Raw genomic sequence first — 14,121 nt, 5'->3', positions numbered from 1 at the left:
AGTAGGACGTTGCCACGCTTTTGTATTTTTTTGTTTTTGTCGGGGGTTTAGCTCAGCTGGGAGAGCACCTGCCTTACAAGCAGGGGGTCAGCGGTTCGAACCCGTTAACCCCCATTTTTTTTAGACTCGTTAGCTCAGTTGGTAGAGCATCTGACTTTTAATCAGAGGGTCACTGGTTCGAGCCCAGTACGGGTCATTTTTTTACTTTGCGGGTGTGGCGGAATTGGCAGACGCACTAGATTTAGGATCTAGCGCCTAACGGCGTGGGGGTTCAAGTCCCTTCACCCGCATTAGAAGATTTTAGCGGCCGGCTTAGCTCAGTTGGTAGAGCATCTGATTTGTAATCAGAGGGTCGAGGGTTCAAGTCCTTTAGCCGGCATTTTTTTGCGGAAGTAGTTCAGTGGTAGAACACCACCTTGCCAAGGTGGGGGTCGCGGGTTCGAACCCCGTCTTCCGCTTTTTAGTTCTAGCCGGGGTGGCGGAACTGGCAGACGCACAGGACTTAAAATCCTGCGGAGAGTTTTCTCCGTACCGGTTCGATTCCGGTCCTCGGCATTAGCAATATCCTAGTAGACTTAGGTCTAAATAATTTTAAGTTCTCTTAGAATGGAAAAACACCAACCTGAAATGGTTGGTGTTTTTTGTTCTGTTTTGGTTATTTTGGGTACTCTTACCAAATAGTTCCGCTTCTGAATTAAAACAAATTGTTAAGCTTACTGGAAACTTCTTTTTGTTTACTCGGATATAAATGTCCGTAAATGTCGTACGTTATTTTGATTGTTGAATGACCTAGTCGCTCTTTAATGACAAACTCTTTCTCTTCGTTATGAATTAAGAAAGCTACGTGTGAGTGTCTGAGGTCATGGATTCTAATTTGCTTTAATGTTGAATCACGTTTACAGATATTGTTGTATTTTCTTCTGACGTTATCATAGTTAATGAAAGAAGGAACATATTGGAAAATCTGTAAGTCTTCTGTATCTTTAAAGTAAGGTGCTAGTAGTTGTTGTTGATTTTCTTTCCATTTGGTTAAGGTTCTTACTAAGCTAGTTTGAATCGCTATTCTTCGCACACTGCTGTCTGTTTTAGGTGAGCTACTCCGAAATTTAGTACCCCTGATGAGAGTTTTAGTGACATGGATCGATTCATCTTCTAAGTCAATGTCTTTCCATGTAAGTGCAAGTATTTCACCAATACGCATACCAGTAGAAAAAGCAATTAGAAAAATGAGTCTATAGGCTTCTTCTTCCTCTTTAAAGAGAGTTAAAAACTGTTTGAATTCGTCTACTGTCCAAAAATCAATGACAGGTGCTTTTTGTATTAACTTTTTAATATTGTGACAAGGATTTTCTGCTATGCATTGTTTTTTTACAGCTACGTTCATCAACTTTTTGAGTAGTATCATTTGCTTGTTGACAGTGTTATTACTTAACCCTTTCTTCAATAGCACATCACGAAAGACAATCATGTCTGAATGTGTTAATTTACTGATGTTGGCTTTTTCAAAGTACTTTTTAAAGTGCTTGTTGTAACTATATTCTTGAGACTTAATGTAGCTCTCTTTCTTTTCTTCTGTAATATCAGTCTGTTTCATCATTTCATATAACATATCAAAAGTAATACTTTTTGAGCTAATCGCTTTATTACAGTGGGTAGCTATGTAAAGCTCTTCAGCTTTTAGTGCATCTTGTTTTGTTCTAAATCCTCTTCTAATAATCCGATTTCTTTCATTTGTTACAGGGTTAACACCATCTGAAATATCAAATAGCCACTTATTTGTTTTTTTGTCTTTTCTTTGTACCATCTTATAGTCCTCCGTTTTCTTGTAATGGTTGTTTTAATGTGATTTCGACACCAAGGATGTCCTCAACAGTCTTTATAGGTACTCTTCCTAGTCGTGTGTTTTCGTAGTACTCAAAACCTCTGTTCACCATTAGTTGTTTTGCTTTTTTAATAATTTCTGCCGAACTAGATGTTCCATATCCTAATTCGATTAATTCATTTTTAGTGATTGTTGGATTATTCATTGTATCCAACCTCCTTCATTTGATTTTTAGTTATTTGTAATAACTTGAAATCATTATTTCCAACATCTAATTTTTTGTAAATCCCCTTTACCCTAAAATTTCTCGTTACTAGAGTACCCCAATCGAGGTCATGCATACTAAGAAATATCTAGCCTAATATCTAGGTAGGTAATAAAAGTATCTAGGGTAAAGTTTGGGATATATGGAAAATACCAAATGTTTAAAGGATATTTTTTGATACTTATTACTTTAAGTTACAGGGTTAAAAATGTAGTAACTAATTTCTTAATAAATCTTCTCTAAGGTGAGTTCAGATAGCTCTATCCGTATTAAGTGAGTGAGAACTCTCACTCACAGTGATAGCTAATAGAAAAGCTCAATAGTAGAGAAGATAGGAGTCAAATATCTCACCTTAATAGGGAGTGTTGAATCTTTTTTGTCTTATGGCTTATATAAGGAGTTACTTGAATTTTCTCTAGCTTCTTGTAATTCATCTGTGCAGAGGTGTAAGTATTTTAGTGTTATTTTTACTGAAACACACTTTATGACGTTATCAATTTCTTTTTCTGGCATCTGTGATAAGTCATAGTGGTGTTCGATTGCTAGTAGTATACAGTCAAATATCTCGTCTTGATCTGTCTCGATAATTTTAGCAACATCTCTAAAATTTTTAGATAAAGCTTCAATTATAAAAGAGATAGTATTTGTAACTTTTGTTTTAATTTTTTTATTGTTATTCATAATTCTAATTTCCTTCTTTCTGACTTCTATCTAGAATATGAAATCTTTTAATTTTTTGTAGTTGCGCTAGCTACAATCACATCATAATCTGTTCTTTTAAAAAATACAAATCTGCTAAAACATTGATTAAATAACTTTTATGAAAACTATTGACTGTTATTTTAATTGTTTTTGTCCCTTTTGTTTTTGTATCTATATGGGTTGATTTTTCATATAGAGTTTTCTAAATCTAATATAGGTTTTCATTACCAAATAAAGAAATTTGTCAAATAAAACAGATATTGCCTATTTAGGTTCTAAAATGAGAAAAATCTTATCTAAAAAAAAAAAATGGATAAAAGTACTAGTTTTATCCAAAATTAATTTTATCAAGCCTTTCTTCTTTATCAATTTCATCAAGCCCTAAGTATTTAAGTGTCGAGTTTTGGTCAGAATGATTTAACAGTTTCATGACCAGTCCGATGTTGTAGCCAGACTGTTCATAAACGAGATAAGCACCTGTCTTTCGCATGGTGTGAGTTCCCAAGTAATTAATGCTTAATAAATCACCTGTTTGCTTCATTACTTTGTAGTATTGTTTGGTTGTGATGTGTTTGTCTGGAGAGGTGGAAGAAGGGAAGAGCCATTTACTTTCAATCTGATTGTCTTGTCGCCATTGTTGATATACGAGTAGGTCTTCTTTGGCTGGATTGAGATAAAGGTTGTTTGGTTTTCCTGTTTTCTTATCCTTAATGTAGGCATTTTTCTTTAGTACCCCATCCTCAGTGAAAACATCTAAATATTCCAGGGAAAGAACGTCGCTTGCTCGTAAGAGGGTGGCTTTTCCTAGTTGGAAAATAGTGTAATTTCTTCTACCTGCTTTGAAACTGTCTAAGAGGGTATCCTTTACTTGTTTTAGGATAACTGAATCTTTGATAGGTTGTACGTTGTGAAGTTGTCTTTTTGTCATGTTGTTATTCTCCTTTGACTCGTCTTATTTAGGGATTACTGAAAAATCACCCCTAATTGTTTACATCAAAGAACGAACGCCTTTTTTATCAAGGTTTGCGAGGGGGCATTATCGTATAAAGACTCCTGTCTAACTAATAAATGGATTACTACAATAAGAAAAGCGTTATTTAAACAGATAGAACTTGCTTATGATAATGACGATTGAAAAAGGTAGCTATATAAGTATCGTAAGAAGTTTGAACAATAAAAAACAGCTATGCAGACGATTAAAAAGTCAGAGCATGGCTGTTTTTTATTGGTTTAAAGTCTGAATGAGTTGAGCTTGATATCAGGAAAATTTGAAAATATGAAGGATCATCATTTGTTGCTACGTGTTTCGGAAAAAGTCGAAATCGGTCTTTTAAGGAGATTTTCTTGTTATAAGGGATTAATGCTGAAAAACGGATGAAATCTCACTGGGAGAGTTTTTTGCGTGTTTTCAGTGAAGTATGATGTAGGAGGGAACTGAATAATGAAATCCTAACTGCGATGCGTCTTTATACGATAAAGACTCCTGCATGTGAGGAAAGTGAATTGGTTTTTATTAGTTAAAGGGGTTGCTGGCATCTTCACCTTCGCCAGTATCACCTTGTAGAGTGTTGTTACCTGTTGGGTCATCTGTTTCCTTGTTTAACTCATCTAAATACTTATCTACATCTTCTTTAGTCTTCATTTTAGAAGTTTGTGGTGACTCTCTAGTCTTTTTAATTTCTTCAGAATGAGCAATGATTTTTTGAATATCACTTTGATAATTAATGTATGTCTTAGTTAATTCTTTATTTACGTATTGTTTTTCGTATTTTAACTGGTTACCATTGAAATTTTTACTTGAGATATTGTCATCACTGATAGTTATCTCACTAGAAAGTACCCCATTGCTTAAATGAGTTGATTGATTTACCATAAAAATGCCATTAGTTGGGGTAGCGATTACGAAATCAGGTTGACCTAATGTATCAACAAGGGCATCTTCAATCGTTTTATTAGGAAATTGATTGAGAAAATTGTCTAAATAAATCGCAACAGCAATCTCTTCTGGTGAAAAAAGTTTTTCAGAAGTTGAAGAGTTACCTTTTTTAGTAGATACTTTTGACTTCTTGGTATAAGTATTGTTAAGTCTCCCTATAGGAGTGTCTCCCTCAATACGATACGAGTCATTTTCTGAACTATCGATAATAATATCAAATGATTTCTTTGTCTTTTCATCCGTCATATTGAATGATGCAATACTTTTATCAAGATCAATAACGTCATTTAAATGATTAAAAGATGCTTTAAGGACTACTTCATTCTTATCTAGTAAAATCCAAGAAGCATTTTGACTAGGTGTTAAGACACTTGTTATGGATGGATTTTTATCTTGCAAAGCTTTTTCATAGTAAGCAGAGCCTAAAGAGTCAATGACACCATTACTAAGTTCTTCTTTAGACATATCATTTGGATTTTTATATTCTATATCTTTCTTTTTAGTATCCATACCTGACAAGATATCTTTAAACCCTGAACTCATATTTAAAGAGTTAGATATTTGGCTCATTGAGTCGTCACCAGTTAAGTCTACAATATATGCTGTTAATCCAGCTTTCCACGATAGAATGCCGTACGCACCATCTTCCCAAGGTTGATTCTCTCTAATATCAAGCCGATTATCATCTTCATCATACCCCATGGAACTCTCTTCCCACTTAGCTTTATCTGCAAGAGTCGAAATAGAATCACGATACTCTTCAGCAACTTTTGTGTCTAATGGAAATCTAGATTGTGTAGGAATTAGATGAGATTTCTCTATTGGTACATAGTACGAATTTGAATAATCTTTTATTATATCAAGGGATTCTTGGATTGTTTCAATTGTATATTTAACAGAAGCGAACTGTTTCTTGCTATCACTATTTAAGGTATCAAATAATACATTCATCCTTTTGATTCTTGCTTGTTCTTCTTCGATGGAGAACTCACTTGAGTCAACAGAATTACTTTCCTTGAACTCATCAAAGATATTCTTTAAAACATCTTCGTCATGTTTCATATTGTTAGCTAATTTTTTGTACTTAGCTCGAGAAGGAAGGATGTTATTTTTGTTAGCTATCCAAATTCGTTGATTGTAGAATAGGTGTATATCAGAACGAGGATCATTAAAATCGATATAACTTTCTTTTCCTAGTTCTTTCCATTGCTGGTTAAATTTTTTCTGATAGGTCTGAATGTCTTTCTGAGCTTCTAGGCTCTTAGTAACTGAAAAACCAATAGTTCCTAAAACTATTAGAGTTATTACTATGATCTTTGTGTTCTTGTCCATGTTAGTCATGTATAACTTAAGTTTATTAATTGTTCTTCTCTCCTTAACACCTCTCTTTCCTCACGACAATATTTTCCCATGAAGATAAGTTAAAAGCAAACCATTTCTGTTCTCTATTCAGCGACCAAAAGAACCTAGCTATAGTTTCTCCCCCTTGTTTCAAGTGTATCAAACAAGTAAGATTTGAATAGTGTTATACGTCGTTACATCTTGCTTGTGTCAAAGTCTATCTGTTGTTTTTAATGGATTAAAGAAATTTTCCTTGAATATTGTTATACGTTCTCACAAAGAAGTTAGTTCAAATGACGTAAGTCTTATATGTAATCACTTTTACCTGTACTCTTTCATGGAGTAGGTTATCTCAAATGATATCAAGGAAGCAAAATGAAAAATAGCCGGAATATTGCTTAACCGATTACCTTAATTAATGATTAGATTAAATAAATCCCTCTGAAATTAATAAAGCCTATTCCTACCTCTATAACCTTGTTAGTTGTTGTATAGGTCTGAATTAAAGTAAATAAGTGATTTTTCGAGGTCATCTGTTTGTCAAAGAGGTCACTAAAAAAGATAAAGCACGATATTTTCTTAGTAAATCAACTCAAACGCTTGGTACAACTGTAGTACAGGGAATAATAAGTGTGACCAGTGACCCTAAAGGGGGTCGTAGTACAATTGGCTCATTTGTTACTATATCTAGTGCTTTCAATGTACTTATTGATAGAGTATGTCTGACTATTAATAACACTGCTCCAATCAGGACGGTGTTTGTCTGTATAGGCATACAAAGACACAAGCTCAGTAATGTGATTTTCTGTAATAAATTGTCTAATCTCTCTCTGTGCGTTATGCTTTTCTGCAACGGTTGCTTGCAAGTAATAGGTCGTATCAAATCCAAAATAACCAACTATTTGGTTTACGTCGTATTGCTGTTTTTCTGGGTGGTCTAAGTGTGCAAAGTATCGAATTAGCCCTTTAACGTTCTCACATTGTTTTGGGTTTGGTGCAGAAAGTTTCTTAGCAATAGAGAGAACTTGTTGATAGGATTTTTTATTGGTGAATGCTAACAAACAATGGTAATGTGGTTTCTTTAATTCCCCGTTATCATCAGTATCTTTGTCATGTAGAGGGCTACAAGCCCAAGGAATCATCAAATCATTAAGAGTCTCTTTCCAATCTTCTCGTGTGCTTTCAGGATAAACTAATATCATCCAATTTCTGTTTCTTGTATCTTTTCTAGGTGCTTTTGTTGTCATAGTATTTCCTTCTTTCTTTTTAGTTTAATGGTGCAACTTTGCTGTATACTCATTCTTTATTGATAGTAGGTTTTTGTCAACGTACCTCTAAGGTGTCTGTATCAAGGTTTTGATAAGCTTTAAAACATCTGAAACACCTCGTTTTAGAAGAAGGTATGTGTAAATAATCTAGGTTGCTATAAGTGGTATCAGCAAAATAAGTTTAATTTTTAGGTATGAAAATTTTCTTTCGAAGTATCAAGCATCTAAAAAAGTTAGAGCTAAACATTTAACTTCTTTTTTGAATATGAGTAATAAGAATAGCGTATTTAAGAAATGATAATATAAAATAATTTACAAATGTGTTTATTATTAGTGTAAAATTGTAATAAAAGGTAGGTTAAAAAATGGATAAAACTGTACTTGAAAAAGCAATACTTCTTATGGAATTGTATAAATCTGGGGAACTTGGTGGAGAGTGGATGCCAGAAGATAAAAACCCTAAATATGATATTAGCAGTAAAGAAAATTATTTGTATTTCACATTACCCATGGCTCTAAACTATCAAAGGAATTCTTATAAATTGTGGGAAAGTGCATATGAAACAGCTAAAGACAAAGATACACGAGATGTTTTTGATCCATATCAAGTTATTGATATGAGTGAAGAGCAACTTAGAGAATCTCTATTGAAATATAAGGTTGCCCTTCAAAAGAATAAGCAACCCGAAATTTGGAGAAGGTTATGCATGACATTTGTTGAAAGCTTTGATGGAGATGTTAGGAATATTTTTAAAGAAAATAATGATTCAGCTAAACAAGTAAAAGAGTACATGTTAAATCATAAAAAGGAGTTTCCTTATTTATCTGGCAATAAGATAATGAACTATTGGTTATATGTTATGGGGCAATACACTGATTTATTAATTGTTGATAAAGAGAATATTTCTGTAGCACCAGATACTAATGTCATTCAAGCTAGTTTGAAGTTGAACTTAATTAATGAAAGCGAGTATAACAGTTCTAAAGTTCAAGAAATTGTTGCTAATAGATGGGAAGAAGTTTTTAAAAACACAGAATATAAACCAATAGATATTCATACACCACTATGGTTGTGGAATAGAGGCGATTTTAAAGACTTAACTATATGAAGAATTATTATGTAATAAAGGAGAGAAGAACTATGAAGCAAAAAATAGCTCTATTTTCAGATATCCATGGAAATCTTACTGCATTAGAAGCAGTTATTGCGGATTCTAAAGGATTAGAAGCCACGGATTATTGGGTATTAGGAGATGTTTTAATGCATGGAGGAGGAGCTTCAGAAATATTTGAATTACTTAATTCACTGAACCCTTCTGTTTGGGTGAAAGGAAATTGGGATGATTTATTATTAGTTGTTCTAAATCAAAAAGACGATATTGATGTAGAGGATGCTTCGGATGTCTATGTTACTAGATTAGGTATGAATTTACTTAGTAGGTTAACAGAAGAAAATCTTAAACAACTTGAAATGAGACCAATGTGTGAAACGAAGACGGTTAATGGTTTGAAATTTAGTATCTCTCATAACCTACCTGACAAGAACTTTGGTGGAGCGCTATACCCAACAGCCGAACAAGAAGGATTTGATAGTTTGTTTGTATCTGAAACGACAGATGTTGCAGTGTATGGTCATATTCACCATCAGTTAATGAGATATAGTAGTTCTGAACAGTTGATAATTAATCCAGGATCAATAGGATATCCTTTTAATCATAGAAAGAGTTTGAGACAAGCAGGTTATGCTCATTATGCAATCTTAGAGATAGATGTTGATGGTGCTTTAGAAGTGAATTTCAAACAAGTTAAGTATGATGTAGCGAAAGAATTAAAAAGATCAAAAGAAATTAATTTACCTTATCTTCAAGTCTATAAAGAGACACTTGCTAAAGGAACAACTCGAACTCATGATTTAGAGTTTCTTTCAAAGATAAATAAAGAGTATGGGTATAAGGAAGAGGTCATTACTTATTTACAATACGAACAATCAAATGGGTAAGTTTATTCAAGATAAGGAGTAGAATTTTATTATCTAAGTTACTATTGAATAGTTAGGATTAAAAATTGAATTAAGTAGAAAAGTTTTATTTGTACAGATTTATTTTATTTGAAAAGAACTTAAAAAAGTACATTCAAATTAATAAAATGAAAATATCAAGATAATATTAAGTCACTTTGTGATGAGATCAGCTTAGCTAATGTACTGTGAGCTGATTATTAATTAGAAATCAGATTAGATAGCCAGTGTGATTGTAAGACAGTTGATTTTTCTTTAGAAGTGTATGGATTCTCTATTTATGCTTGATAGTACTATCTAACTTTAAATTTTATAGAGATGGATAGTTTTAATGTCTTAGTTAACTTATTTAGGTTAAAGAGAGTAATTAAATTTCATTTTATTTGAAGTGTAAGATGAAAAATATCGTGAGGAACATAATTGATAAAATATGAGCTAACCACACACATTTTTTCTGAAATGTAGCAATCTGATAAGGAAAGTGAATAAAAAGTGTGTGTGGTTGGTCAAAATTTCATCTTTAAAAAGATGATTTTGTAGTTTGTATTTTTCATCATAGAACTGATGAAGATGAAAAACAGATGAAATAGGAAGAGCTTGAAAATGTATATGAGTAGTGTCGAACTGATAAGAGGATACAAATAGAGAAGATATTTTTTAGGTGGCTATCTATGGGTAATTGTAGGCAGTTTAAGTGAATACTATGAAATAAAGAGAGATTCCTACTATAATATATAGTAAAAAGTGACTTGCTAAGATAAAAGTAGTCATTTGATAATAAGTACCCCAATGTAATCAAAGTCTAATGAATAATCTAGATAATGGAAAAACCTATCTAATAAGATTATGATGGTGGAGAAAAATACTGTTTACTATTTATTACTACAACTAGATAGGGTCTGAAAACATCTGAATAAAATAAATGTATATGTATGTTAATTTTAACTAGACAAGGTCTGTGCAAAGTGGTATGATTCATTAGTAGTAATTGAGTGTCTGTGAAATGATTTAAGCAGACAATAATGGTATAAGGCTTTTATTTACTAGGGATATCCTTGCGATAACCAAAATAGTAGAGTTTAAAGCTGTTGAAATTGCATAAAACTAGTTTAATCTATTTTTTTTGCTCTAAAACAATACCAAACATAGATAAAACCTAGGACTTAAAATCCTGCGGAGAGTGATCTCCGTACCGGTTCGATTCCGGTCCTCGGCATAATTCAAGTCAAGTAATGAAACGAATACAAAAAGTATTCGTTTTTTTATGTTTCAAATCTAATCTGTTGTACTGGTCCACTTTTATATATATAATATGATGAATAATTGCATATTTTTAGTCAAATAATGAATATTATGTAATTTTATCCAGGATTAATGGTAAAATTTACATATTTTTGCATTTTTAAAAATAAATATGTAGACAATACTTAAGAGAAGTGATATGATTTATTGGTAGTCATCAATAGCGCCCATAGCTCAACTGGATAGAGTGTCTGACTACGGATCAGAAGGTTAGGGGTTCGACTCCTCTTGGGCGCGTAAATAAAAGATAGTGAGTTAGAGTAAATCTCTAACTCATTTTTTTATTTGGCCGATAATTCGTATTACTGTATTTATCTTTAGTATATCTGTTATAATTAAGGTCAGATATAGTCAATAAGAGGTGGTGTGATAATGGATAATCGGAATATGTCTGATATTATCGAATCCTATCTAAAAGAGATTCTAGATCAGAAAAACCAAATTGAAATTCGACGATCTGAAATGGCGGATTTATTTAATTGTGTGCCATCCCAAATTAATTATGTAATCAATACACGGTTTACGATACACAAAGGATATAAAGTTGAAAGTAAACGTGGGGGTGGAGGCTATATCCGAATTTTAAAAATAAATTTATTAACTAGTAATGATTATTTAGAAACAATGTCAGAAGTTATCGAGTCTGATTTAACTGAAAGTGAAGCCCATGCGATTCTAGAGCAGCTTTACGGAAATAATTTAATTTCAGCTCGTGAATTTAGATTGTTGGTGACAATCTTTGATACAAAAAATTTATCAACCTGTGAAGATTTAAATAAATTACGTTCTCAAATGATGATGGGGCTTTTAGAAAGACTGGCCTACGAAGAACTGGAGTGAAATGTATGAAAGAATTATTTAGTACACGTACAAAAAGTGCTTTGAAATATGCACAAGAAGAAGCAATTTCCTTTAAGCAAGATATGATTGGTACAGAACATATCTTATTGGGATTAATGAGAGAGAATAAAGGCATTGCTGGCAAGATATTTGAAGAGTTGGAAATTGATCCAAATACAGTTCGTGATGAGTTAATTATCATGACAAATTATGAACAAACTTTTAGAATTAAAAAAGATCAACAATTACCGTTTTCCCCTAGAGCAAAACGTTTAATTAAGTTAGCTGGCGATGAAGCAAAAAAACTTGGTAATCCAAGTATTGGTACAGAGCATATTTTATTAGCAATTATTCGTGATGATGAATCATTAGCGGGTAAATTGATATCTGACAGTATGAATGTTGATTTAAGTGAGTTAAAACAAGTTGTGTTGGAAAGAATGGGATTAATTGATCCCTCTGTTAAACCTGGAATGAAAAAGGTACCAGGTAACAAGCAACCTGCAGCATCTATGGAGCAGACACCAACATTGAACTCTTTGGCTCGCGATTTAACAGAGTTAGCGCGTGAAAAAAAATTAGATCCTTTAGTGGGTCGAGAAGTTGAAGTGAATCGTTTAATCCAAATTTTGAGTCGTCGAACAAAAAATAATCCTGTTTTAGTTGGAGATCCAGGTGTGGGGAAAACTGCGATTGCTGAAGGACTGGCTCAAAAGATTATTTCGGGAACAGTTCCAGAAGACTTAGCTAAAAAAAGATTAATGATGCTTGATATGGGAGCAGTGATTGCCGGAACTAAGTATCGTGGTGAATTTGAAGGACGTATGAAAAAATTATTAGATGAAATTTATCATGATGGCGAAGTTATCTTATTTATTGATGAATTGCATACTTTAATTGGTGCTGGTGGTGCAGAAGGTGCGATAGATGCGTCAAATATATTGAAACCAGCTTTAGCACGTGGTGAGCTACAAACTATTGGAGCAACAACGCTTGACGAATACCAAAAGTATATCGAAAAAGATGCTGCTTTAGAACGTCGTTTTGCAAAAGTTCAAGTTGATGAACCTAATGCTGAGGAAACAGAAGCAATCCTTTATGGTTTACGTCAACGTTATGAAGATCATCATCATGTTGATATTACGGATGAAGCGATTGTTAGTGCTGTTAATTTATCAATGCGCTATATTTCTGACCGTAAACTGCCAGATAAAGCGATTGATTTAATTGATGAAGCATCTGCGCGAGTTCGTTTAGATGCTGCAAATCAAGAGACACCCATTTCAATCCAAAAACAAAAATTAGCGAGATTAACTGATGAGAAAGAACAAGCTATTCTAGATCAAGATTTTATGAGTGCAGCTGCAATTCGTAAAAAAGAAAAAGAAGCTGTACGCCGTTTACGCCGCTTGATTGATAAGGAAGCTGAGAGTGGCAAACAAATTCAAGTGACTGAACAGGCGATTACATCAATTGTTGCCCAATGGACGGGTATTCCGCTAGATAAATTAGCTAAAAAAGAAAGTGAACGCTTATTAGACTTAGAGAAAACCTTGCATGAACGTGTGATTGGACAAGATGAAGCAGTAGTTGCTGTTTCTAAAGCGATTCGCCGTGCGCGAAGTGGTTTGAAAGATCCAAATCGACCAATTGGTTCATTTATGTTCTTAGGACCAACAGGTGTTGGTAAAACAGAATTAGCTAAGACAATTGCTGAAATCATGTTTGGTTCTGAAGATGCTTTAATTCGAATTGATATGTCTGAATTTATGGAAAAACATAGCACGAGTCGTTTGGTAGGGTCTCCTCCAGGATATGTTGGCTATGATGAAGGTGGTCAATTAACTGAAAAGATTCGTCAAAAACCTTATTCAGTGATTCTTTTAGATGAAGTTGAAAAAGCTCATCCAGATGTTTTCAATATATTATTACAAGTTTTAGATGACGGTCATCTGACTGACTCTAAAGGTCGTAAAGTTGATTTTAAAAATACAATTTTAATTATGACGTCAAATATTGGTGCAACGGCTTTACGTGATGAAAAAACAGTTGGTTTTGCTTCAGTTGATGAGACTAAGAACTATGATGCAATGAAAAAACGTATTTTAGAGGAATTGAAAAAATCGTTCCGACCTGAATTTTTAAACCGTGTGGATGAAACAATTGTCTTCCATTCATTGTCTAAGAAAGAAATCAATGAAATTGTGAAACTAATGAGTGTTTCTTTAGTCAAACGACTGGAAGAACAAGACATTACGCTGAAATTTACACCAGCTGCAATTGAAGTGATTAGTAAAGTTGGCTTTGATCCAGAATATGGTGCGCGTCCAATTCGTCGTGCTTTGCAAAAAGAAGCGGAAGATTTATTGAGTGAGGCTTTATTAAGTCAGGAAATAAAATCTGGCGACAAAGTCACTCTGGGTGCAACGAAAGGTAAAATTACATTAATTGTTAAATAGTCTATCTATAATAGTATTCATTAATAATAAGTTGAAACCTGCGGATGATCAAATACCTGATTATTCGTGGGTTTATCTTATGATGGAAGTCTAATAAAAATAGATTAGATTCTTTATAAATAAGGTAGGCTGTGTTAGGATTATGAATGTCAAAGGACATGTGAAATGA

10 protein-coding genes and 7 tRNA genes are annotated in these 14,121 nt (G+C 33.2%); 11 read left to right on the top strand and 6 right to left on the bottom strand.

Annotated features, from left to right (window positions below):
* Positions 1–41: 41 nt before the first annotated feature.
* From ESZ54_RS10125 to ESZ54_RS10100, 6 genes are all read left to right on the top strand, one after another.
* Positions 42–114 (top strand) — tRNA-Val (locus ESZ54_RS10125).
* A gap of 9 nt (positions 115–123) precedes the next feature.
* Positions 124–196: transfer RNA gene (locus ESZ54_RS10120), tRNA-Lys, on the top strand.
* Positions 197–208: 12 nt separating this feature from the next.
* Positions 209–290, top strand: a tRNA-Leu gene (locus tag ESZ54_RS10115).
* Between the two features lie 16 nt (positions 291–306).
* A tRNA-Thr gene (locus ESZ54_RS10110) sits at positions 307–379 on the top strand.
* Between the two features lie 7 nt (positions 380–386).
* Positions 387–458: transfer RNA gene (locus tag ESZ54_RS10105), tRNA-Gly, on the top strand.
* Between the two features lie 11 nt (positions 459–469).
* Positions 470–555: transfer RNA gene (locus ESZ54_RS10100), tRNA-Leu, on the top strand.
* A 139-nt stretch (positions 556–694) separates the two neighbouring features.
* Here ESZ54_RS10100 and ESZ54_RS10095 read toward each other — a convergent pair.
* From ESZ54_RS10095 to ESZ54_RS10070, 6 genes are all read right to left on the bottom strand, one after another.
* Positions 695–1,804: a tyrosine-type recombinase/integrase gene (locus ESZ54_RS10095; RefSeq protein WP_136137552.1), complete on the bottom strand. Its 1,110-nt coding sequence runs from the start codon at positions 1,802–1,804 to the stop codon at positions 695–697.
* A gap of 1 nt (position 1,805) precedes the next feature.
* Positions 1,806–2,027: a DUF3173 family protein gene (locus tag ESZ54_RS10090; RefSeq protein ID WP_136137551.1), complete on the bottom strand. Its 222-nt coding sequence runs from the start codon at positions 2,025–2,027 to the stop codon at positions 1,806–1,808.
* 441 nt (positions 2,028–2,468) lie between these two features.
* Positions 2,469–2,768 (bottom strand): hypothetical protein, encoded by a 300-nt coding sequence (locus ESZ54_RS10085; RefSeq protein ID WP_136137550.1) that lies wholly within the window; start codon positions 2,766–2,768, stop codon positions 2,469–2,471.
* Positions 2,769–3,117: 349 nt separating this feature from the next.
* Positions 3,118–3,717, bottom strand: coding sequence for a tyrosine-type recombinase/integrase (locus tag ESZ54_RS10080; protein ID WP_136137549.1), 600 nt, complete (start codon positions 3,715–3,717; stop codon positions 3,118–3,120).
* Between the two features lie 585 nt (positions 3,718–4,302).
* The gene (locus ESZ54_RS10075; protein ID WP_136137548.1) at positions 4,303–6,057 is read right to left on the bottom strand and encodes a hypothetical protein; all 1,755 of its coding nucleotides are present in this window, start codon (positions 6,055–6,057) and stop codon (positions 4,303–4,305) included.
* Positions 6,058–6,737: 680 nt separating this feature from the next.
* Positions 6,738–7,313 carry a replication protein gene (locus ESZ54_RS10070; protein ID WP_136137547.1) on the bottom strand — a complete coding sequence of 192 codons (576 nt, stop codon included), beginning with the start codon at positions 7,311–7,313 and terminating at the stop codon, positions 6,738–6,740.
* Positions 7,314–7,699: 386 nt separating this feature from the next.
* Here ESZ54_RS10070 and ESZ54_RS10065 point away from each other — a divergent pair, with 386 nt between their 5' ends.
* The 5 genes from ESZ54_RS10065 (at position 7,700) to ESZ54_RS10045 (ending at position 13,952) form a co-directional block, all read left to right on the top strand.
* Entirely contained in the window at positions 7,700–8,443 is a 744-nt protein-coding gene (locus ESZ54_RS10065) for a hypothetical protein (protein WP_136137546.1), read from the top strand.
* 32 nt (positions 8,444–8,475) lie between these two features.
* Positions 8,476–9,333 carry a metallophosphoesterase family protein gene (locus ESZ54_RS10060; RefSeq protein ID WP_136137545.1) on the top strand — a complete coding sequence of 286 codons (858 nt, stop codon included), beginning with the start codon at positions 8,476–8,478 and terminating at the stop codon, positions 9,331–9,333.
* Between the two features lie 1,483 nt (positions 9,334–10,816).
* Positions 10,817–10,890 (top strand) — tRNA-Arg (locus ESZ54_RS10055).
* Positions 10,891–11,025: 135 nt separating this feature from the next.
* Positions 11,026–11,493 carry a CtsR family transcriptional regulator gene (locus ESZ54_RS10050; protein WP_136137544.1) on the top strand — a complete coding sequence of 156 codons (468 nt, stop codon included), beginning with the start codon at positions 11,026–11,028 and terminating at the stop codon, positions 11,491–11,493.
* 5 nt (positions 11,494–11,498) lie between these two features.
* Positions 11,499–13,952 carry an ATP-dependent Clp protease ATP-binding subunit gene (locus tag ESZ54_RS10045; protein WP_136137543.1) on the top strand — a complete coding sequence of 818 codons (2,454 nt, stop codon included), beginning with the start codon at positions 11,499–11,501 and terminating at the stop codon, positions 13,950–13,952.
* Positions 13,953–14,121: the final 169 nt, after the last annotated feature.

The organism is Vagococcus silagei (assembly GCF_004795745.1).
GTDB lineage: Bacteria > Bacillota > Bacilli > Lactobacillales > Vagococcaceae > Vagococcus > Vagococcus silagei.
The sequence above is the reverse complement of the archived record's forward strand: the minus strand, read 5'-3'. Positions and strand labels throughout refer to the sequence as shown.

Coding starts and splice junctions, on each gene's coding strand:
- ESZ54_RS10085 (WP_136137550.1), bottom strand. CDS start 2,768: ATGAATAACAATAAAAAAATTAAAACAAAAGTTACAAATACTATCTCT.
- ESZ54_RS10065 (WP_136137546.1), top strand. CDS start 7,700: ATGGATAAAACTGTACTTGAAAAAGCAATACTTCTTATGGAATTGTAT.
- ESZ54_RS10075 (WP_136137548.1), bottom strand. CDS start 6,057: ATGGACAAGAACACAAAGATCATAGTAATAACTCTAATAGTTTTAGGA.
- ESZ54_RS10095 (WP_136137552.1), bottom strand. CDS start 1,804: ATGGTACAAAGAAAAGACAAAAAAACAAATAAGTGGCTATTTGATATT.
- ESZ54_RS10090 (WP_136137551.1), bottom strand. CDS start 2,027: ATGAATAATCCAACAATCACTAAAAATGAATTAATCGAATTAGGATAT.
- ESZ54_RS10070 (WP_136137547.1), bottom strand. CDS start 7,313: ATGACAACAAAAGCACCTAGAAAAGATACAAGAAACAGAAATTGGATG.
- ESZ54_RS10045 (WP_136137543.1), top strand. CDS start 11,499: ATGAAAGAATTATTTAGTACACGTACAAAAAGTGCTTTGAAATATGCA.
- ESZ54_RS10050 (WP_136137544.1), top strand. CDS start 11,026: ATGGATAATCGGAATATGTCTGATATTATCGAATCCTATCTAAAAGAG.
- ESZ54_RS10080 (WP_136137549.1), bottom strand. CDS start 3,717: ATGACAAAAAGACAACTTCACAACGTACAACCTATCAAAGATTCAGTT.
- ESZ54_RS10060 (WP_136137545.1), top strand. CDS start 8,476: ATGAAGCAAAAAATAGCTCTATTTTCAGATATCCATGGAAATCTTACT.